16 protein-coding genes are annotated in these 20,035 nt (G+C 73.2%); 8 read left to right on the top strand and 8 right to left on the bottom strand.

The features are described from left to right. Window positions 1-244: 244 nt before the first annotated feature. Both ACIP37_RS26565 and ACIP37_RS26560 read left to right on the top strand, forming a co-directional pair. Window positions 245-652 carry a YciI family protein gene (locus ACIP37_RS26565; RefSeq protein ID WP_063351357.1) on the top strand — a complete coding sequence of 136 codons (408 nt, stop codon included), beginning with the start codon at window positions 245-247 and terminating at the stop codon, window positions 650-652. A gap of 8 nt (window positions 653-660) precedes the next feature. Continuing rightward, on the top strand, window positions 661-1,806 hold the full coding sequence (locus ACIP37_RS26560) for an RNA polymerase sigma factor (RefSeq protein ID WP_400810351.1): 1,146 nt from the start codon (window positions 661-663) through the stop codon (window positions 1,804-1,806). Window positions 1,807-1,931: 125 nt separating this feature from the next. On the opposite strand, the gene ACIP37_RS26555 is transcribed toward ACIP37_RS26560, so the two are convergent. The 5 genes from ACIP37_RS26555 to ACIP37_RS26535 all read right to left on the bottom strand — a co-directional run bounded on the left by ACIP37_RS26555 (window position 1,932) and on the right by ACIP37_RS26535 (window position 7,356). Then, window positions 1,932-3,242: a DUF58 domain-containing protein gene (locus ACIP37_RS26555; RefSeq protein WP_363587324.1), complete on the bottom strand. Its 1,311-nt coding sequence runs from the start codon at window positions 3,240-3,242 to the stop codon at window positions 1,932-1,934. 28 nt (window positions 3,243-3,270) lie between these two features. Then, complete coding sequence (locus tag ACIP37_RS26550) at window positions 3,271-4,191, bottom strand: MoxR family ATPase (RefSeq protein ID WP_363587370.1); 921 nt, start codon at window positions 4,189-4,191, stop codon at window positions 3,271-3,273. A gap of 101 nt (window positions 4,192-4,292) precedes the next feature. Next, a complete protein-coding gene (locus ACIP37_RS26545; RefSeq protein WP_400810341.1) occupies window positions 4,293-5,525 on the bottom strand; it encodes a DUF4350 domain-containing protein in 1,233 nt (410 codons plus the stop codon). Beyond that, window positions 5,522-6,181 (bottom strand): DUF4129 domain-containing protein, encoded by a 660-nt coding sequence (locus ACIP37_RS26540; RefSeq protein ID WP_363587328.1) that lies wholly within the window; start codon window positions 6,179-6,181, stop codon window positions 5,522-5,524. Before ACIP37_RS26540 ends, ACIP37_RS26545 begins: the two co-directional genes overlap by 4 nt. A 5-nt stretch (window positions 6,182-6,186) precedes the next feature. Further along, a complete protein-coding gene (locus tag ACIP37_RS26535; RefSeq protein ID WP_400810339.1) occupies window positions 6,187-7,356 on the bottom strand; it encodes a hypothetical protein in 1,170 nt (389 codons plus the stop codon). Window positions 7,357-7,644: 288 nt separating this feature from the next. Here ACIP37_RS26535 and mtrA point away from each other — a divergent pair, with 288 nt between their 5' ends. The 3 genes from mtrA (at window position 7,645) to ACIP37_RS26520 (ending at window position 12,269) form a co-directional block, all read left to right on the top strand. After that, window positions 7,645-8,322: an MtrAB system response regulator MtrA gene (mtrA, locus tag ACIP37_RS26530; protein WP_030247322.1), complete on the top strand. Its 678-nt coding sequence runs from the start codon at window positions 7,645-7,647 to the stop codon at window positions 8,320-8,322. A 70-nt stretch (window positions 8,323-8,392) separates the two neighbouring features. After that, entirely contained in the window at window positions 8,393-10,429 is a 2,037-nt protein-coding gene (mtrB, locus tag ACIP37_RS26525; RefSeq protein ID WP_400331400.1) for an MtrAB system histidine kinase MtrB, read from the top strand. Then, window positions 10,404-12,269, top strand: coding sequence for an LpqB family beta-propeller domain-containing protein (locus tag ACIP37_RS26520; RefSeq protein ID WP_363587332.1), 1,866 nt, complete (start codon window positions 10,404-10,406; stop codon window positions 12,267-12,269). Before mtrB ends, ACIP37_RS26520 begins: the two co-directional genes overlap by 26 nt. Before the next feature lie 61 nt (window positions 12,270-12,330). Here ACIP37_RS26520 and ACIP37_RS26515 read toward each other — a convergent pair whose 3' ends face one another. Then, the gene (locus tag ACIP37_RS26515; protein WP_363628092.1) at window positions 12,331-13,050 is read right to left on the bottom strand and encodes a phosphoribosyltransferase family protein; all 720 of its coding nucleotides are present in this window, start codon (window positions 13,048-13,050) and stop codon (window positions 12,331-12,333) included. A gap of 370 nt (window positions 13,051-13,420) precedes the next feature. Between ACIP37_RS26515 and hpf the strand changes: the two genes are divergently transcribed. Next, window positions 13,421-14,113, top strand: coding sequence for a ribosome hibernation-promoting factor, HPF/YfiA family (gene hpf / locus ACIP37_RS26510; RefSeq protein WP_363587336.1), 693 nt, complete (start codon window positions 13,421-13,423; stop codon window positions 14,111-14,113). 205 nt (window positions 14,114-14,318) lie between these two features. Further along, window positions 14,319-15,077 (top strand): response regulator transcription factor, encoded by a 759-nt coding sequence (locus tag ACIP37_RS26505; RefSeq protein ID WP_079135841.1) that lies wholly within the window; start codon window positions 14,319-14,321, stop codon window positions 15,075-15,077. 19 nt (window positions 15,078-15,096) lie between these two features. On the opposite strand, the gene ACIP37_RS26500 is transcribed toward ACIP37_RS26505, so the two are convergent. Then, the gene (locus ACIP37_RS26500; RefSeq protein WP_363587338.1) at window positions 15,097-16,320 is read right to left on the bottom strand and encodes a DNA glycosylase AlkZ-like family protein; all 1,224 of its coding nucleotides are present in this window, start codon (window positions 16,318-16,320) and stop codon (window positions 15,097-15,099) included. 56 nt (window positions 16,321-16,376) lie between these two features. Next, window positions 16,377-16,949 (bottom strand): GNAT family N-acetyltransferase, encoded by a 573-nt coding sequence (locus ACIP37_RS26495; protein ID WP_400810335.1) that lies wholly within the window; start codon window positions 16,947-16,949, stop codon window positions 16,377-16,379. A 242-nt stretch (window positions 16,950-17,191) separates the two neighbouring features. Here ACIP37_RS26495 and secA point away from each other — a divergent pair, with 242 nt between their 5' ends. Beyond that, on the top strand, window positions 17,192-19,954 hold the full coding sequence (gene secA, locus ACIP37_RS26490) for a preprotein translocase subunit SecA (protein WP_363587342.1): 2,763 nt from the start codon (window positions 17,192-17,194) through the stop codon (window positions 19,952-19,954). The last annotated feature ends 81 nt before the right edge of the window (window positions 19,955-20,035 follow it).

Below are 20,035 nucleotides of genomic sequence, written 5' to 3'. Positions count from 1 at the left end.
CGATGGTACTGCAGGGGGGACCCTGTGGGAGAGTAGGACGCCGCCGAACAATCATTCACAGAGAACCCCCATCCGGGAAACCGGATGGGGGTTCTTTGCGTTTCCGGCCCACAGGAGCACCTCACCAGGGTCCCTCACGAAAGTTCAAAAAAAGTTCGGCCGGCCATGTCGAGAACCCGTGGCTGGCTCCGTCCCCGGGGTGAGCGCGGCCACAATGGGTCGCACCAGCACCGAGGAGAACATCATGGCCAAGTACCTGCTGCTCAAGCACTACCGAGGCGCCCCGGCTCCGGTCAACAACGTGCCCATGGACCGATGGACGCCCGAGGAGATCTCGGCGCACGTGCGGTACATGCAGGACTTCGCGGACCGGTTGGAGAAGACCGGCGAGTTCGTCGACGGCCAGGCGCTCGCGCCCGAGGGGACGTTCGTCCGGTACGACGGCGAGGGGCGCCCGCCGGTGACCGACGGCCCGTTCGCCGAGACCAAGGACCTGATCGCCGGCTGGATGGTGATCGACGTCGACAGCTACGAGCGCGCCGTCGAGCTGGCCGGGGAGCTGTCGGCCGCTCCCGGGGCGGGCGGGCGGCCGATCCACGAGTGGCTGGAGCTGCGTCCGTTCCTGGCCGCGCCGCCCACCGTCACCGAGTGACCTCGCCGGTGGACGGAGTCCTGCTCCGGAGTCTCGCGCCGAGCGTGCTCGGTATCCTCGTCCGCCGCGGAGCCGACTTCGCGGCGGCCGAGGATGCCGTGCAGGACGCGCTGGTCGAGGCGGTCCGCGTCTGGCCGGCCGGTCCGCCGCGGGACCCCAAGGGCTGGCTGGTCACCGTGGCCTGGCGCCGGTTCCTCGACGCGGCCCGGGCGGACGCGGCCCGCCGCCGGCGCGAGGACCGGGTCGACGGGGAACCGGAGCCGGGGCCCGCGTCCGCGGTGGACGACACGCTCCAGCTCTACTTCCTGTGCGCGCACCCGTCGTTGACGCCGTCGTCGGCGGTCGCGCTCACGTTGCGCGCCGTGGGCGGGCTGACCACCCGCCAGATCGCCCAGGCCTACCTGGTGCCCGAGGCGACCATGGCGCAGCGCATCAGCCGGGCCAAGCGGACCGTCTCGGGGGTGCGGTTCGACCGGCCCGGCGATGTCGCCACCGTGCTGCGCGTCCTCTACCTGGTCTTCAACGAGGGCTACTCCGGGGACGTCGACCTCGCCGCCGAGGCCATCCGGCTGACCCGGCAGCTCGCGGAGGTGATCGACCACCCCGAGGTGGCGGGGCTGCTCGCCCTGATGCTGCTCCACCATGCCCGGCGCGGGACCCGGACCGCGTCCGACGGGAGCCTGGTGCCGCTCGCCGAGCAGGACCGTGGCCGGTGGGACACCGGGTTGATCGTCGAGGGAGTCGGGATCCTGCAAGCGGCCCTCGGCCGCGACCGGCTGGGCGAGTTCCAGGCCCAGGCCGCCATCGCGGCCCTCCACGCCGACGCGCCCACCGCCGGGGAGACCGACTGGGTGCAGATCGTCGAGTGGTACGACGAGCTCGCCCGCCTGACCGAGAGCCCGGTCGTCCGGCTCAACCGCGCGGTGGCCGTCGGTGAGGCCGACGGGCCGCGCGCCGGGCTGGCGGCGCTCGGGGAGCTGGACGGTTCGCTGCCCCGCCACACGGCGGTGGCGGCGTACCTCCACGAGCGCGACGGTGACTTGGAGACGGCGGCCCGGCTGTATGCCGAGGCGGCCCACCAGGCCCCCAACCTCGCCGAGCGCGACCACCTCATGCGCCAGGCCGCCCGGCTGAACGCCCGTCGGCCTCGCTGACGGACCAGGCAGGAGGCGCGGCGTCACCACGGACTGTCCGTTGAAGGGACGGGACCGTACGACGTGACCAAGGAACGGGACCAAGGAACGGGACCAAGAGGCGGGACCGCCCGTACGGGCGAGGCTCAGAGGCGGCCGGCGGCCTTGAGCGCGAGGTAGGTGTCGGCGAGGGCGGGGGCGAGCTGGGCGGGGGAGGCGTCGAGGACGGTGACGCCGTGGCGCGTGAGGAGGTCGGCGGTGGCGCGGCGGTCGGCGCGGGTCTGTTCGGCGGCGGCGGCGCCGTAGACGGCTTCCAGGGTGCCGCGGCCGGCGGCGAGGGCGTCCAGGTGGGGGTCGGCGACGCAAGCCAGGACCACCTCGTGGCGCTTGGTGAGCAGCGGCAGCAGCGGGCGCAGGCCGTCTTCGACCGGGGCCGTGTCGAGGCCGGTGAGCAGGACGATCAGCGAGCGGTGCGGTGCCATCTTGAGGGCGGTGGAGACCAGTGAGCGCATGTCGGTCTCGTGCAGGGCCGGTTGGAGGGAGGCCATCGCGTTGGTGAAGGCCGGCAGGATCTCGCTGGGCGAGCTGCCGGCGACCGCGGCGCGCTTGCGGGCGTCGTGGGCGAGCAGGTCGACCCGGTCGCCGGCGCGGGTGGCGAGGGCGGTGAGCAGCAGGGCGGCGTCGAGGGCGGCGTCGAGGCGGGGCGCGTCGCCGACCCGGCCGGCGGAGGTGCGGCCGGTGTCGAGGACGACGAGGATGTGCCGGTCGCGTTCGGGGCGCCAGGTGCGGACGGCGACGGTGTTGCGGCGGGCGCTGGCCCGCCAGTCGATGGAGCGGACGTCGTCGCCGGGCAGGTACTCGCGCAGGGAGTCGAACTCGGTGCCCTGGCCGCGGGTCAGGACCGAGGTGCGGCCGTCGAGTTCGCGTAGCCGCGCGAGCCGGGAGGGCAGGTGCTTGCGGCTGTTGAACGGGGGCAGGGCGCGGACCGTCCAGGGCAGGTGGTGCGAGCCCTGGCGGCCGGCCAGGCCGAGCGGTCCGAGCGAACGGACCGTCACCCGCCGGGCGTGGTGGTCGCCGCGGCGGGTCGGGGTGAGCACGGTGACGGCCCGGCGCCGCTCGCCGGCGGGGACGTGCAGGGTGTGCCGGGAGGCGGCCTCGGCGGTGCCCGGCCGCCAGGCGGACGGGGCCCAGGCGTCGCGGATCCGGGCCCGGAGGGGCCGCCCGGAGGGGTTGGTGACGGTCAGTTCGACGGAGGCGGGTTCGCCGAGCCGGACGGTGGTGTCGCCGCCCCGGCCGAGTTCCAGACCGCGGACGGGGGCGGCGAGCACCAGGTCGATCGCGGCGGCGAGCAGCACGGCACCGGTGACGAGGCCGATCCCGGCCCAGGACGGCAGCAACAGGCCCACGACGAGCGTGCCGAGCGCGGCGAGCAGGGCGGTTCGCCCGGTGAGGGCCATGCGGTGCGCTCCTTCGGGAACGGGCGGTTCAGCGGGGGGCGGGCGTCTGGGCGAGCACGGCCTGGATGACGGAGTCGGCGGTGACGCCCTCCATCTCGGCCTCGGCGCGCAGCGCGACGCGGTGCCGCAGGGTGGGCAGGGCCAGGGCCTTGACGTCGTCGGGGGTGACGTAGTCGCGGCCGGCGAGCCAGGCCCAGGCACGCGAGGCGGCCAGCAGGGCGGTGGCACCGCGCGGCGAGACGCCGATGGACAGCGACGGGGACTGCCGGGTGGCCCGGCAGAGGTCGACGATGTACGCGAGGATCTCGGGGGAGACGGTCAGCTTGGCGATCTGCTCGCGGGCGGCGGCGAGGTGCGCGGGCCCGGCGACCGGGCGGACGCCGGCGGCGGCGAGGTCGCGGGGGTCGAAGCCGGCGGCGTGCCGGGACAGGACCTGGAACTCCTGGTCCCGGTCGGGCAGCGGCAGGACCAGCTTGAGCAGGAAGCGGTCCAGCTGGGCCTCGGGCAGCGGGTAGGTGCCCTCGTACTCGACCGGGTTCTGGGTCGCGGCGACCAGGAACGGGACGGGCAGCGCGCGCGGCACGCCGTCGACGGTGACCTGGTGCTCCTCCATGGCCTCCAGCAGGGCGGCCTGGGTCTTCGGCGGGGTGCGGTTGATCTCGTCGGCGAGCAGCAGGTTGGTGAAGACCGGGCCGGGCTGGAAGGAGAACTCGGCGGTCCGGGCGTCGTAGACGAGGGAGCCGGTGACGTCGCCGGGCATCAGGTCGGGGGTGAACTGGATGCGCTTGGTGTCCAGGTTGAGCGCGGTGGACAGGGTGCGGACCAGCAGGGTCTTGGCGACGCCGGGGACGCCCTCCAGCAGGACGTGGCCGCCGCAGAGCAGGGCGACGACGAGGCCGGTGACGGCGGCGTCCTGGCCGACCACGGCCTTGCCGATCTCGGCGCGCAGGGCGGTGAGTGCGGCGCGCGGGTCGGCGGCGGTGTCGGGGGTGCCCGGGGTGGCAGCCGCCGCGCCGGGGGTGCTGGACGGGGTGGCGGTGGCCTGTTCGGTCACGGGTTCCGTACCTGCCTTTCGAGGGCGTCGAGGTCGTCGGCGAGCCGCAGCAGTGCGGTGTCGTCGGTCGGGGGCGGGCCGAAGAGGAGGGCCCGGACGTCGCCGGCGGGCTGCTCGGGGAGGCGGTCGGCCACGGCCGCGCAGAGGGTGTCGGGGTTGGGCGCGCCGGCGTGGAGCGGGACGCCCAGGGCCGGGGCGAGGCGGTGCGCGGCGGCCCGGCGCAGGGCCTCGGCGGCGCGGCCGCGGGCCTTGGCGCGGCGGTAGAGCCGGGCGCGGCCCTCGGTGGTCTCGGCGGCGCGGACCACCACGGGCAGGTTCTCGCTGATCACGGGGCCGAGTCGGCGGCCGCGCCAGAGGGCGGTCAGGACGGCGGCGACGGCGAGCTGGTAGCCGGCCCAGCGCCAGCCGTCCGGGATGTAGTCGCCGAAGGTCTTGTCCCGGGTGCCCTGGGCGAGCGGGGCGCTGTAGTCGGGCAGGTGCCAGGTGAGGCGGGGCTGGGAGCCGAGCAGGCCGAGGGCGAGGGCGGCGTTGCCGTCCTTGGCGAGCTGCTCGTTGTGGAGGAAGGCGCCGGTGCCGAGCACGATGACGTCGCCGCCGGCGGTCGGGGCGCTGACCAGCGGGTAGCCGTGGCCGCGCGGGTAGCAGCCGGCGCCGCGGCTGCCGCTGGTGTAGAGCATTCCGCCGATCTCGGCGCTGCCGGCCCGCACGGCCTCGGTGAGCGGGCACTGTGCGGCGGTGCTGCGGACGGAGGCGTAGGAGGGCCCGCCGTCCTCGTCGGAGGGGCGGATGCCGGGGGCCAGGGCGCTGAGCGCGGCCGGACCGGGGGCGACGAGGACGAGCCGGCTGTGCCGGGCTGCGGCGACGGCGCGCAGTTCGGCGGGGCCGAGCAGGTCGGGCTCGGGCAGGACGAGGGTGTCGGCGCCGCCCGGGTGGCCGGTGAGGTCGGTGGTGAGGTCGGTCTTGAGGCCCTGGTGTTCGAGCAGCGCGAGGACGGCGTGGCTGCCGTCCTGGTCGTAGGAGCGCGGGTCGAGCGGCGGGTAGCGGCGGTCCTGGCCGAGGGCGGCCACGGCGGTGGCGCCGATCAGCAGGACGGCGAGGACGAGCAGGTACCAGCGGGCCCGGCGCCAGAGGCCGCGGCCGGTGGGGGCGAGGCTGGTCGTGGCCGGCCCGCCGGGGGCAGGGGTGGCGGGCGGCTGCGGCGCGGGCGGCGCGGGGGCGGTGCTGGTCATGCCGCTCCTCCCAGGGCCGGGCGGGCGCGTTCCAGGGTCCGGTCGAGCTCGCGCAGCAGCTGGTACGCGGCCTGGTCGGCGGTGCGCTCGCCGTAGGCGATGTCGTCGAAGGTGAGGGCGGCGGCGGCCAGGGCGGCGGCGTGGTCGGGCAGGGCCCGGCCGGCCTCGGTGGCGGCCTCGTCGGCGGTGCGGCCGGGGCGGACGTCGAGCAGGGTGCGTTCCTCCAGGGCCCGGACCAGGGCTCGCATCTGTGCGCGGACGGCCTCGTTCCAGTGCCCGGCGGCGGCGTGCCGTTCGGCGTCGGCCCGGTACTGGCCGGCGCCGCGCGGTCCTTCGACGCCGTAGACGTCGAGGACGGTGCGGGCCGCGCGCCGTGGCGCGCCGAGGCGCCACCAGAGGGCGGCACCGATCAGCAGGGCGACGATCAGGAAGAGCACCAGGCCGGTGGTGCCGCTGGTGCCGTTGCCGGAGATGCTGTCGAGCGCGTCGGTGATGTGGTCGTTGAGCCAGGTCATGACCCGTTCCAGGACGCTCGGGTCGTGCTTGTGGTACTCGGCGTTGAGCAGCTCGTCGCGGGCGGCGTCGCGGGCCGGGTCACGCGGGACGGTGACCGGGGCGCCGCCCGCGACGAGGAGCCTGTCCCCCCAGGTAGGCATCCGGGTCAGCGCCTCGCGGGGGGTCGGCCGGCCTGGTCGCCCCAGCCGGTGGCGCCGGACTCGGCGAGGCCGGCGGCGCGGGCGAGTTCGATGTCCAGGGCCTCGCGGCGGATCCGCTGGTCGACGTAGATGAGGACGCCGAGGGCGGCCCGGAAGGGGATGGTGAGGGTGGCGGCGATGATGCCGGCGATCGCGGTGGTGATCAGCATCGCGGTGGGCTCGTGGGCCGAGCTGAGGTCGACCTGGCGGTCGAGGTCGCTGAAGCCGAGGACGAGTCCGGCGAAGCGGAACGGGATCGCGATGACCATGGCGACGATGAAGGTCAGCACCTCGCCGAGCAGCGAGATGCCGAAGATGCGCCACCAGGAGCCCAGGGTCAGCCGCCGGGAGCGGGACAGCGCGGTCCGCACACCCTGCTTCTCCAGCATCAGGGCGGGGGCGGCCAGGCTGAACCGGATCCACAGCCAGAACCCGACCGGGATGGTCAGGATGCCGACGAGGAACAGCAGGGCCTCCGTCTCGGGGGCGCCCGCCGAGCCGGAGGCGTAGAAGTACCAGGGGCTGAAGCCGAGCAGCACCACACCGCCGGACATCAGGCCGGTGAGCAGGGTCAGCCCGAGCAGCTGCGGCAGCCGGCGGCGGGCGTCGCGCCAGGCGTCCCCGGCGTTCGCGGACTGCCCGAGGACGGCGCGGCTGACGACCATGGTGAGCAGCGCGGTGGCGACCACGCCGAGCAGCACCGTCAGCGGCATCGAGGCCAGCATGGTCGTCACCTGGGTGGCGGGGCCGGTCTTGCCCTTGACCAGCAGCTGGGCGGCGACGTTGCCGGCCTGCTCGACGACGGCGATGCCGAGGGAGAGGGCGAGGGTCGTCCGCCAGTGCTTGCGGATGGTGGCGACGGAGCCGTCGAGGAGTTCGCCGAGTCCGAGCGGGCGCAGCGGGATGACGCCGGGCTTGGGGCTCTGCGGAGCGCCCCAGCCGTAGGGGTGGTGGCCGCCCGGTGCGGGCCGGCTCCAGTCGGGCCGGGCCTGCTGACCGTTCCAGCCGGGGGCCGGGGCGCCCTGCGGTGGTGCCGACGGCCCGGGCACGGCGGCGGGCGCGTCGGCCGGGGGCCGGGCGTCGTCGCGGGGCGGCTCGGGCGAGCCGGGCGAGGCCCAGCCCGGAGTGTCGGTCATCACTGCTCCTCGGAGGGGCGTCACGGGCGCGGTTCCGGGCGGATCTTTCGCCCGCGCGCAGCGCCCATCGTGCCATGGGGTCTGGGAAGGCCCCATGGGTATCCGGCCGCTGATCGGAAACGGGGGCCTTCCGGTGGTCGGGCGGTGGGCCGCGGGCCGTTCGAAGACGTTCCAGCCGGGCACATTCGCCCGGTATGGCCGGAATTAACCGGTGGGAGGAGTTGGCCGTTGTGGAGCATTGGCACTGCTGTGCGGCAGGTCACAATCCGGTAATGAGAGGATGGACGCATGAAGGGACGCGTCCTCGTCGTTGATGACGACTCCGCACTGGCCGAGATGCTCGGTATCGTGCTGCGTGGTGAGGGTTTTGAGCCGTTTTTCGTCGCGGATGGGGACAGGGCGCTAGCTGCGTTCCGGGAGACCAAGCCCGACCTGGTCCTGCTCGACCTGATGCTGCCCGGTCGGGACGGTATCGACGTCTGCCGGCAGATCCGGGCGGAGTCCGGTATTCCGATCGTCATGCTGACCGCGAAGACCGACACGGTCGACGTCGTGGTGGGCCTGGAGTCGGGTGCCGACGACTACGTCACCAAGCCGTTCAAGCCCAAGGAGCTGGTGGCCCGGGTGCGTGCCCGGCTGCGCCGTGCCGAGGAGCCGACGCCCGAGCAGCTGACCATCGGCGACCTGGTGATCGACGTGGCCGGCCACTCGGTGAAGCGGGACGGCCGGGGCATCCCGCTGACCCCGCTGGAGTTCGACCTGCTGGTCGCGCTGGCCCGCAAGCCCTGGCAGGTGTTCACCCGTGAGGTGCTGCTGGAGCAGGTCTGGGGCTACCGGCACGCGGCGGACACCCGCCTGGTCAACGTCCACGTGCAGCGCCTGCGGTCCAAGATCGAGAAGGACCCGGAGCGCCCCGAGATCGTGGTGACCGTCCGTGGCGTCGGCTACAAGGCCGGACCCAGCTGACGTGACGCACCTGGCTGACGAAGCCCCGTCGGGTTCCGCGACCGACGGGGCCGACGCGGTTCGCGGGTCCGTGCTGAGTTCGACCACCCGCCGTCGGCGCCGGGCGGCCGCGTTCGCGCTGCTGACCCGTCAGCTGCGTCGGCCCGCGCGCCGGGTGACGGCGCTGTACCGCCGGTCGATCCAGCTGCGCGTGGTGGCGGTCTCGCTGCTCGCGTCCATCGCGGTCGTCCTGGTGCTCGGCGTGGTCGTGATGGCGCAGGTGCGCACCGGCCTGCTCGGCACCAAGATGGCGGCCGCCCGCGAGCAGGCCAGGATCGGGTTCCAGGCGGAACTGAAGAAGATCGACGAGGCGAAGGACCAGCGGCTGCGGGTCGGCGCCACGCCCGACCCCACCATCGAGGAGACCGGCACCTGGCTGCTGCGGCAGGTCAACGACCTGGCCGCGAGCGGGCAGACCGTCTACTCGGTGATCGCGATGGCCGCCGGCACCGACGCCATCGTCCCGGAGAACGGCTTCGCGCCGCGCTTCTCGGGCGACATCCTGCCCAGCAGCGTCCCCGACACCCTGCGGGACAGGGTCCACTCCGAGCCCGGCCAGATGTTCGACCAGCCGGCCCGGATCCACCGGGCCGACGAGCGGACCGAGCCCGGGCTGGCCCTCGGCATGCAGTTCACCGGCCCGGCCGGCAACAGCTACCAGATGTTCTACGTGTTCTCCTTCGGCCAGGAGACCGACACCCTCGACCTGATCACCGGCACCCTGGCGACCGCCGGCGTGTTCGTGGTGATCCTGATGGGCGGCATCGCCTGGGTCGTGGTGCGCCAGGTGGTCACCCCGGTCCGGATGGCCGCCGGCATCTCCGAGCGGCTCGCCGACGGGCACCTGGAAGAGCGGATGAAGGTCACCGGCACGGATGACATCGCCCGCCTCGGCGAGTCGTTCAACCGGATGGCCAATGCCCTCCAGGCCCAGATCCGCCAGTTGGAGGAGCTGTCCCGGGTGCAGCGGCGCTTCGTCTCGGACGTCTCGCACGAGCTGCGCACCCCGCTGACCACGGTCCGGATGGCCGCGGACCTCATCTACGACAGCCGCGAGGACCTGGACCCGATGGCGGCCCGCTCGGCGGAGCTGTTGCAGGGCCAGCTGGACCGCTTCGAGTCGCTGCTCGCCGACCTGCTGGAGATCAGCCGCTTCGACGCCGGCGCCGCGATCCTGGACGGCGAGCCGGTCGACCTGCGCGACATCGTCGCCCGGGTGGTGGAGGCCGCCGACCCGCTGGCCCAGGCCAAGGGCAGTGCGGTGGTGATCCGCGGCGACGGCGAGCCGGTCGTCGCCGAGGTGGACTCCCGCCGGATCGAGCGCATCCTGCGCAACCTGGTGGTCAACGCCCTGGAACACGGCGAGGGACGCGACGTGGTGGTGCGGCTGGGCTCGGCCGACGGCGCGGTCGCGGTCGGCGTGCGCGACTACGGCATCGGCCTCAAGCCGGGCGAGGCGTCCCGGGTGTTCCACCGCTTCTGGCGGGCCGACCCGTCCCGGGTGCGGACCACCGGCGGCACCGGCCTCGGCCTGTCCATCGCGGTCGAGGACGCGCACCTGCACGGCGGCTGGCTGCAGGCCTGGGGCGAGCCCGGCGGCGGCTCGCACTTCCGGCTCACCCTGCCGCGCACCCGGGGCGGCGAGATCAGCCGGGCGCCGTTCCGGCTGGAGCCGGAGGACTCCCGCAACAACCGGGGCCTGGGCACCTACGGCGTGCCGTACCGGCGGGCGATCAGCCCGCCCGGCGCGACCGCGATGACCGCGGCCGAGGAGCAGGCGGAGACGCCGGAGGGGCCCGTCAACGGCTTCGGCAGCGGGCTCGGCGGGGTGCTGAACATCGGCCCCGACCTGGGCAAGCGCCGGCTGCCCGAAGGGCCGCGCGCGGACCCCTCGGACGTCCGGACGGCGGGGAGCGGGTACGGTGCCACCGGCGCCCAGGTGATGGTGGACCCGACGCCCGGACGGCCGTCGGTGGCACAGCGGACGGCGGAGCCGGACGTGACGGATGGGACGGGCGGGACGGACCTGGAGGGGTCGCAGCGTGCGAAGGACGAGCAGCAGGACTGAGCCGCGGTTCACGGCGGTGGCCGGCGTGGTGCTCGGCGCCCTGGTGGCGAGCGGCTGCGCGGCCATGCCGGACTCCGGCGGCATCTCCCGGGTGGAGCTGTCGCAGGGGGCGGCCGACAAGAACCTGCAGGCCAAGGTCTACCCGGTGGCGCCGGCCAAGGGCGCCAAGCCGCGCGCCCTACTGACCGGGTTCCTGGACGCGGTGACCGCAGACGAGGGGTACGAGACCGCGCGCCAGTACCTCACCGAGAACGCCTCCGCGCACTGGAACCCGGACGCCGGCATCCAGGTGCTCTCCGCCGCCACCCCGAACCTCCCGGCCGGCCAGGAGATCGCCGACACCGACACCAGCGTCTCCGCGACGGTGACCGGGTCGCTGATCGCCAGGATCGACGAGAAGCATTCGTACCTGGCCGAGGGGCAGCGGGACGTCTCGGCCGACTTCACCCTCGTCCGGGAGAAGGACGGCGAGTGGCGGATCGACAAGCTGCCGACCGGCGTGATCATGAACGAGACCAACTTCAACAACAGCTACCGCCAGGTCGACCGGTACTTCTACACCACGCCGGACCCGTCCTCGACCGTCACCGGGAGCGCCGGCCAGCAGGTCCTGATCCCCGACCCGATCTACCTGCGGCGCCGGACAGACCCGCTGACCGCCGCTGCCAAGGCCCTGGTCGCCGGGCCCTCGACCTGGCTCGCGCCGGTCGCCCGGACGTCCTTCCCGAGCGGCGTCAGCGTCGACCGGGTGAGCGTCGACGACGGCCGGATCGCCCACGTGCAGCTCGGCGGGGCGGACGTCAGCGAACCGGTGTCCTGCCGGCGGATGGCGACCCAGCTCTTCTACACCCTCGCCGACCAGGGCAAGGGACAGGTCGAACGGCTTGAACTCAAGGGCCAGCGGGGCAACTGCTTCGCCAGCCGCAACGACCTGCCGGCCACCGGCCCCGGCGCCCTGGCCGGGCCGCTGCCCGCGCAGCAGTACTACCAGCGCGCCGACAACGGCCTCCTGATGGTCACCGACGAGCAGCGCAACGGCGAGCCGGTGCGCGGCGTCCTCGGCAAGCCGCAGCCGGCCGGCAAGGCGCCGCTCGGCACCATGGCCGTCAACCGGGACGGCTCCCGGGCCGCCGCGATCAGCGGGGACGGCCACCAGCTCTACTCGGTGCCGCTGGCGGACAGCGCGGTGGCGCTGCCCGACCCGGTGCTCACCTCGCCGGTGAAGACCGCCGACAAGGAGGACGGCCTCGCCTCGCCCAGCTGGGACGGCCGAGGCGACCTCTGGGTGGTGGACCGCAACCCGCAGGGCCCGCGGGTGGTGATGGTCCGCGGCAACCGGACGTACCCCGTCGCGGTCGAGGGGCTGGACGGGCAGACCGTGCAGGCCCTGAAGATCTCCTCGGACGGCGCCCGGGCCGCCCTGGTGGTCAAGACCGCGGGCGTGCCCAGCCGCTCGCTGTACTTCGGCCTGGTGGTGCACGGCGGTACCCCGGAGGCGCCGACCGCGCGGATCACCGGCCTGCGCCGGGCGGCCCCCTCGCTCACCGACGTCGCCTCGGTCTCCTGGGCGGAGGCCGACCAGCTGCTGGTGCTCGGCAAGGAGGCCGACCGGATCAAGCAGCTGTACTACATCGGCACCGACGGCACGCAGAGCGCCGACACCACGCTGCAGGCCGAGAACATGCTCACGGTCTCGGCCTCCGAGTCCCGGGGCAACGTTTTGGCCCAGGCGCCGTCGGTGCTCGCGGCGGCCGGAGGTGCGATCTACCGGCTGATCGGCAGTCAGTGGCGCGAGGTCCAGTTGGCCGACAAGGCCGGGTCCTTCTTCTACGCGGGCTAGGAACCCGCCGATCACGCTCTGACGTTCCGATCCCTGACGCCATGTCGGGCCGCCCGGTGCCTCAGCCGGGCCGGTGCGCGGTGGCGGCGACCGCGGCGCCCGCCCGGGCGGGCAGTCCGGCGTCCGCCAGTGCCCGGGCCGCCTCAGCGAGGCTGGCGCCGGTGGTCACCAGGTCGTCCACCAGGACCGGCTGACGGCCCAGCAGGTCGCGCCGGGCGCGCGGCAGCACGGTGAGCGCGCCGTGCAGGTTGCGGTGGCGCTCGGCCGCGCTCAGCCCGGCCTGGTCGGCGACCGGGCGGGCGTGCCGCAGCAGCGGCTCGGCCCGGGCGTCCAGGCCGCACCGGCGCAGCGAGCGGGCGGCGGCCCCGGCCAGCCGCAGCGTCGGGTCGTGGCCGCGGGCGCGGACGGCGGAGCGGGCCGAGGGCATCGGGACCAGCAGCAGCGGCGCGGCGGCGGCACGCGGTCCCAGGGCGGAGCGGACGGCCCGGCCGAGCGCCTCGCCGAGCGGGCCCGCCAACCGCAGCGCGCCGCGCTCCTTGTGGGCGAGCAGCAACTGCCGGACGGAGTCGGCGTACGGGGCGGCGGCGTGCGCCCAGGGCAGCAGCGTGGGGCCGGGCCGGGTGGCGGCCAGCGCGTGCCGGCAGGCCGGGCAGAGCTGGGTGCGCTCGGCGCCGCAGCCGGCGCAGCGGGCCGGGACCAGGACGTCCAGCAGTCCGGCCAGTGCGTGGCCGAACGGCCCTTGGGCGGACGGCGGACGGGTGGGGGCGGGGGGTGGTGGCACGGCTGCTCCTGGCGACGGCAGGCACGGAGAGTGAGCAAAGGATGCGCCGTACGGGGGGTGTTGTCCAGGTATTTACCCGTGCTTCACTCGCAGGAGGGTAGACAGGGTCCAACAGCTTGACCGCCCGCCCGCAGTATCGGGTCATACCCGACTCCGCGCCTGGGGAGGCGAAAACCCCGTGTGAGGTGTTCGATAAAGCTCCAAGGGGTTTCAACCGTCCCTGGTGGGGAGGAAGTGAGGTGAGGGCCAGTCGTTTCCCGCCGCTGGCGGCGGGGGCGGGGGGCCGGCAGTGGATGGGCTGGTCCAGCTGGGTCTCAGTCCGGTCCGGTAGCACCCGGATCGGCGTCAGCACGAGGGATCGGAGTTCTGCGTGGACATCGTCGTCAAGGGCCGCAAGACCGAGGTGCCCAAGAGGTTCCGCGAGCACGTGGCCGAGAAGCTGGAGAAGGTCCAGAAGTTCGACGGCAAGGTGATCAGCCTCGACGTCGAGGTGTCCAAGGAGCACAACCCGCGGCAGGCCGACCGGTCCGAGCGGGTGGAGATCACTCTCCGTACCCGTGGGCCGGTGATCCGGGCCGAAGCCGCCGCCGCCGACCCGTACGCGGCGCTCGACCTGGCCTCGGCGAAGCTCGACGCCCAGCTGCGCAAGTCCGCGGACCGGCGCCGAGTGCACAAGGGCGGCAACGGCCGCACCCCCATCAGCGTCGCCGAGGCGACCGCGGCGCTGGCCGCGCTGCCGGACACGGCGGTGCGGGAGGGCGAGACCAACGGGGCCGTCCGCAAGACCATGATGGGATCCCTGGAAGTGGAGGGCGAAGGCCCGCTGGTGGTCCGGGAGAAGACCCACCCGGCCGCCCCCATGGCGCTGGACCAGGCGCTGTACGAGATGGAACTGGTCGGCCACGACTTCTACCTCTTCGTGGAGAAGGACAGCGGCCTGCCGAGCGTCGTCTACCGCCGTCACGGCTACCACTACGGCGTCATCCACCTGCAGACCGACGGGTCGGCCGGCGCGGGCGGCGGCGCGGGCGGGGCGATCGGCGAAAGCGACGACGAGGACTGACCGTCCGAAGACAATCCTGGAGGGGTGACCCCGGCGGCCGAGTCCGCCGGGGTCACCGGCGTTTCGGGGCAGGGCGGGTGGAGCGGGAGTCGAGGGCGGGCCCGGGAGGTCACCCGATGCGGAACGGCGGCGTCGGAGGGTGACAGCAACGGCCGCGCGGCGTGGAATGATTGGCGCACGACGACCCGCGAAGGGGGAGGAGCGGATGGGGGATCACTTCGGGCTGGGGCCCGCTACGGGGCCGGTCACCGGACTGTCACCGGGACCGGAGGAGGAACCCGCGTACGCGCCGCACCGGGGTGAGCCGATCCGCGTACTGGTGGTGGACGACCACGCGTTGTTCCGCCGGGGGCTGGAGATCGTGCTCGCGGAGGAGCCGGACATCAAGGTCGTCGGCGAGGCCGGCGACGGCGCCGAGGCCGTGTTGAAGGCTGCCGACCTGCTGCCGGACATCATCCTGATGGACGTCCGGATGCCGCGCCGCAGCGGGATCGAGGCCTGCACGGCGATCAAGGACGTGGCACCCAGCACCAAGATCATCATGTTGACGATAAGCGACGAGGAGGCCGACCTCTACGAGGCGATCAAGGCGGGCGCCACCGGCTACCTGCTGAAGGAGATCTCCACCGACGAGGTCGCCACCGCGATCCGCGCGGTCGCCGACGGGCAGTCCCAGATCAGCCCGTCGATGGCGTCCAAGCTGCTCACCGAGTTCAAGTCGATGATCCAGCGCCGCTCCGACGACCGGGACCTGGTGCCCGCACCCCGGCTCACCGACCGGGAGTTGGAGGTGCTCAAGCTGGTGGCGACCGGGATGAACAACCGGGAGATCGCCAAGGAGCTGTTCATCAGCGAGAACACCGTGAAGAACCACGTGCGCAACATCCTGGAGAAGCTCCAACTGCACTCCAGGATGGAGGCGGTGGTGTACGCGATGCGCGAGAAGATCCTCGAAATAGGGTGACCGTGGCTGCGCCCCGGCCCTAGCTCGCGAGGAGTTTCTCGAGGGCCGGGCGCAGCCGTTCGTCCGGCAGGGCCTCGACCCGGACGCCGTCGCAGCCCACCCAGGCGGCCGCCTCGCGCAGGGCCGCCGCCAGCGCCTCGACGTGTCGGGCGCCGTGCCCTCGGTCGCCGGCCAGCGAGACCTGACGGGCCACCAGGGTGCGCCCCTCCCGGGCCGGGTCGACCCGGCCCACCAGCCGGCCGCCGGCCAGCAGCGGCATCGCGAAGTAGCCGTGCACCCGCTTGTGCTTGGGCGTGTAGGCCTCCAGTCGGTGCGTCATGCCGAAGATCCGCTCGGTGCGTGCGCGGTCCCAGATCAGCGAGTCGAACGGCGAGAGCAGCGTGGTGCGGTGGCGCCCGCGCGGGGTGGTGGCCAGCGCGGCCGGGTCGGCCCAGGCCGCCGCCGCGCCGCCGCCCGGGCCCCAGCCGGCCACCTCGACCGGGACGAGCCCGCAGTCCGCGAGGACCGGGTCCAGCTCCTCGGCGCGCAGCCGGTGGTAGTCCAGCAGGTCGGCCCGGGTGGCCACGCCGAGCGCGGCCCCGGCCTGGGCGACCAGGGTGCGCACGCACTCCCGGTCGGTGCGGTCCTGCCCGAACAGCGCCTCGGGGATGGCCTGTTCGGCCAGCGCGTAGACGCGCTTCCAGCTCCGGCGCTCGGTGCAGACCACGTCGCCGAAGGCCAGCGCCCGCTCCACCGCGATCTTGGTGTCCGACCAGTCCCACCACTCGGCGGTCTTCTTGGCGCCGCCCAGCTCCGTGGAGGTCAACGGGCCCTCGGCGCGCAGCTTGTCGAGCACGTGCCGGTACGTCTCGGGCGTCACCTGGTGGCCCCAGAGGTGGCCGCGCTCGCGGTAGCGGCGGCGCCGGAACGCGAACAGCGGCCACTCCTCGACCGGCAGGATGCAGGCCGCGTGCGACCAGTACTCGAAGCTCGTGCCCGCGCCCCAGTACGCCGCCTCGACGGCCGGACGGCCGACCGCGCCGAGCCGGGCGTACGGCACCAGTTCGTGCGAGCGGGCCAGCACCGAGATGGTGTCCAGCTGGACGGCGCCCAGGTGCCGCAGCACCCCGCGCACCCCGGCCCGGCGGTCCGGCGCGCCGAGCAGGCCCTGGGCGCGAAGGGCGATCCGGCGGGCTTCGTCGGCGCTCAGGACGGTGACGGGCGGCGGGCCGGCGGGGGAGCCGGCGGCAGGCAGGGCGGTCATGTCGGCGAGGGTAGTCCGGGGCACCGACAGCCGGTCGGGGGGCGCCGGCGCGGACGTCAGGGGCGGAGGCCCGGGAGGTCCGGGAGGTCCGAGGCGAGCAGCGAGGAGACCCAGGCGTCGTGGAAGGTGCCGCGCTGCTCGGCGTACGAGCGCAGGGTGCCCTCGAAGCGGTAGCCGACCTTCTCGGCCACCGCGCGGGAGCCCTCGTTACCCACGTAGGCCTGCCACTCCAGGCGGCGCAGACCGAGCTCGACCAGGCCGTGGCGGGCGACCGCGCGGGCGGCCTCGACCGTGTAGCCGCGGCCGCGGAACTCCTTCGTCGCCCACCAGCCGACCTCGGCGGAGCCCGGGTCGCCGTGGCGCAGCACGAGGCCCTGGGTGCCGACCAGGGCGTCGGAGCCGCGCTCGAACACGCACCAGATCCGGTTCTCGCCGGTGCGCCAGCCCTGCGCGGCGAGGTCGCGGACGAAGTACTCGGCGTCCTCGCGCCGGTACGGGCTCGGGACGACCGTCCAGCGCTGGATCTCGGCGTCCTGGCAGGCGGCGAAGACGGCGTCGATGTCCGACTCCTGCGGGGCCCGCAGGACGAGGCGGTCCGTGGTGAGGGTGACGGTGCGGGGCTCTTCCATGGGCGGATTATTCCGTGGAGAGAGGAATTCGGGCATCCGAATATCGAGCCGACCCCTCGATCCGCTGACCGGTTTGTCCCGGTGGGCGGTGCTATCGGATCAAGTGCTCGCGCGGGTGACACGGGAATACCGTGCTGACGCACCTCCCGGGGCATTGGACTCCTCGCATACGATGGCCCGTGCGGTGGGGTGAACCCGCCGTGCAGTCGTCCAGTGCCAATACAGGCAAGGAGCCCGCCCAAGTGTCCGTCTTCGACAAGATCCTGCGCGCCGGCGAAGGCAAGATCCTTCGCAAGCTGCAGCGGATTGCTGCCCAGGTCAACTCCATCGAAGAGGACTTCGTCAACCTCACCGACGCCGAGCTGCGCGCGCTGACCGACGAGTACAAGCAGCGGCTCGCGGACGGCGAGACCCTGGACGACATCCTCCCCGAGGCGTTCGCCACGGTGCGCGAGGCCGCCAAGCGGGTGCTCGGTCAGCGGCACTACGACGTTCAGCTCATGGGTGGCGCGGCCCTGCACCACGGGTACGTCGCGGAGATGCGCACCGGTGAGGGCAAGACCCTCGTCGGCACCCTGCCCGCATACCTGAACGCGCTCACCGGCAAGGGCGTCCACCTGATCACCGTCAACGACTACCTCGCCGAGCGCGACTCGGAGTGGATGGGCCGGGTGCACCGCTTCCTCGGCCTCGAAGTCGGCGTGATCCTCGGCAACATGACGCCCGCCGAGCGCAAGCACCAGTACTCGATGGACATCACGTACGGCACGAACAACGAGTTCGGCTTCGACTACCTGCGCGACAACATGGCCTGGTCGAAGGACGAACTCGTCCAGCGCGGCCACAACTTCGCGGTCGTCGACGAGGTCGACTCGATCCTCATCGACGAGGCCCGCACCCCGCTGATCATCTCCGGCCCGGCCGACCAGGCGACCAAGTGGTACGCCGACTTCGCCAAGCTGGTGCTGCGCCTGAAGATCGACCGCGACTACGAGGTCGACGAGAAGAAGCGCACCGTCGGCATCCTGGAGGAGGGCGTCACCCGGGTCGAGGACTACCTCGGCATCGACAACCTCTACGAGTCGGTGAACACCCCGCTGGTCGGCTTCCTGAACAACGCCATCAAGGCGAAGGAGCTGTACCGGGCGGACAAGGACTACGTCGTCATGAACGGCGAGGTCATGATCGTCGACGAGCACACCGGCCGCATCCTGGCCGGCCGCCGCTACAACGAGGGCATGCACCAGGCGATCGAGGCGAAGGAGGGGGTGGAGGTCCAGAACGAGAACCAGACGCTGGCCACCATCACCCTGCAGAACTTCTTCCGCCTGTACGACAAGCTCGCCGGCATGACCGGTACCGGCACCACCGAGGCCGCCGAGTTCCACCAGATCTACAAGCTCGGCGTGGTGCCGATCCCGACCAACAAGAACCCGCTGCGCATCGACCAGCCCGACCTGATCTACAAGTCGGAGCCGGCCAAGTTCGCCGCCGTGGTCGAGGACATCGCCGAGAAGCACGAGAAGGGCCAGCCGGTGCTGGTCGGCACCGTGTCGGTGGAGAAGTCCGAGTACCTCTCGCAGGAGCTGCGCAAGCGCGGCATCCCGCACGAGGTGCTGAACGCCAAGCACCACGAGCGCGAGGCGCAGATCGTCGCGCAGGCGGGCCGCAAGGGCGCCGTGACTGTCGCCACCAACATGGCCGGCCGCGGTACCGACATCATGCTCGGCGGCAACTCCGACCACCTCGCGGCGGCCGAGCTGGCGCAGCGCGGGCTCACCCCGACCGAGACCCCGGAGGAGTACGAGGCCGCGTTCCCCGCCGCCCTGGAGAAGGCCAAGGCCTCGGTCAAGGCGGAGCAGGACGAGGTCAAGGAGGCCGGCGGCCTCTACGTGCTGGGCACCGAGCGGCACGAGTCCCGCCGGATCGACAACCAGCTGCGCGGCCGCTCCGGCCGTCAGGGCGACCCGGGCGAGTCCCGCTTCTACCTGTCGCTGGGCGACGACCTGATGCGCCTGTTCAAGGCCGGCATGGTCGAGCGCGTGCTGTCGATGGCCAACGTGCCCGAGGACGTGCCGATCGAGTCCAAGATGGTCACCCGGGCGATCGCCTCCGCGCAGACCCAGGTCGAGCAGCAGAACTTCGAGATCCGCAAGAACGTCCTCAAGTACGACGAGGTGCTGAACCGCCAGCGCGAGGTCATCTACGGCGAGCGCCGCCGCGTGCTGGAGGGCGAGGACCTGCAGGAGCAGGTCGGCCACTTCATGGACGACACCGTCGAGGCCTACGTCAAGGCGGCCACCGGCGAGGGCTTCGAGGACGACTGGGACCTGGAGAAGCTCTGGACCGCGCTCAAGCAGCTCTACCCGCTCACCCTTGACCTGGAGGAGCTGGAGGAGGAGGCCGGCGGCTCCGCCGGGATGACCTCCGAGTTCCTGGTCAAGGTCGTCCAGGAGGACATCCAGGCGCAGTACGGCGCCCGCGAGGACCAGCTCGGCGCCGAGATCATGCGTGAGCTGGAGCGCCGGGTCGTGCTGTCGGTGCTGGACCGCCGCTGGCGCGAGCACCTCTACGAGATGGACTACCTCCAGGAGGGCATCGGCCTGCGGGCCATGGCGCAGCGCGACCCGCTGATCGAGTACCAGCGCGAGGGCTTCGACATGTTCACCGCGATGATGGAGGGCATCAAGGAGGAGTCCGTCGGCTACCTGTTCAACCTGGAGGTCCAGGTCGAGCAGCAGGTCGAGGAGGTCCCGGTCGCGGACGCCGAGGTGCTGCTCGACAAGCTGGAGAAGGACGCCGCCCGCCCGGAGATCAAGGCCAAGGGCCTGGAGGCCCCGAAGCCGCAGCGGCTGCACTACACGGCCCCCTCGGACGAGGTCGGCGGCGGTGTCATCGAGGGCGACTTCGAGGACCTCGCGCCGGAGGACGAGGGCGACGGGCTGACCCGCGCCGAGCGCCGCAAGGCCGCGAAGTCGGCCAAGGGCCGCCGCCGCAAGGGCTGAGCAGGCCGCAGGACGCCGCACAGGGCGCCGCTCCCGGACGGGGGCGGCGCCCTGTGCCGTCCCGGGCCGGCACGCGGTCGT

This window comes from Kitasatospora sp. NPDC088861 (assembly GCF_044750105.1).
Taxonomy (GTDB): domain Bacteria; phylum Actinomycetota; class Actinomycetes; order Streptomycetales; family Streptomycetaceae; genus Kitasatospora.
The sequence above is the reverse complement of the archived record's forward strand: the minus strand, read 5'-3'. Positions and strand labels throughout refer to the sequence as shown.

Excerpts from the sequence above, each read along its gene's own strand:
- ACIP37_RS26565 (WP_063351357.1), top strand. The coding sequence starts at position 245 with ATGGCCAAGTACCTGCTGCTCAAGCACTACCGAGGCGCCCCGGCTCCG.
- ACIP37_RS26555 (WP_363587324.1), bottom strand. The coding sequence starts at position 3,242 with ATGGCCCTCACCGGGCGAACCGCCCTGCTCGCCGCGCTCGGCACGCTC.
- ACIP37_RS26545 (WP_400810341.1), bottom strand. The coding sequence starts at position 5,525 with ATGACCAGCACCGCCCCCGCGCCGCCCGCGCCGCAGCCGCCCGCCACC.
- ACIP37_RS26540 (WP_363587328.1), bottom strand. The coding sequence starts at position 6,181 with ATGCCTACCTGGGGGGACAGGCTCCTCGTCGCGGGCGGCGCCCCGGTC.
- ACIP37_RS26535 (WP_400810339.1), bottom strand. The coding sequence starts at position 7,356 with ATGACCGACACTCCGGGCTGGGCCTCGCCCGGCTCGCCCGAGCCGCCC.
- mtrA (WP_030247322.1), top strand. The coding sequence starts at position 7,645 with ATGAAGGGACGCGTCCTCGTCGTTGATGACGACTCCGCACTGGCCGAG.
- ACIP37_RS26505 (WP_079135841.1), top strand. The coding sequence starts at position 14,319 with ATGGGGGATCACTTCGGGCTGGGGCCCGCTACGGGGCCGGTCACCGGA.
- ACIP37_RS26500 (WP_363587338.1), bottom strand. The coding sequence starts at position 16,320 with ATGACCGCCCTGCCTGCCGCCGGCTCCCCCGCCGGCCCGCCGCCCGTC.
- ACIP37_RS26495 (WP_400810335.1), bottom strand. The coding sequence starts at position 16,949 with ATGGAAGAGCCCCGCACCGTCACCCTCACCACGGACCGCCTCGTCCTG.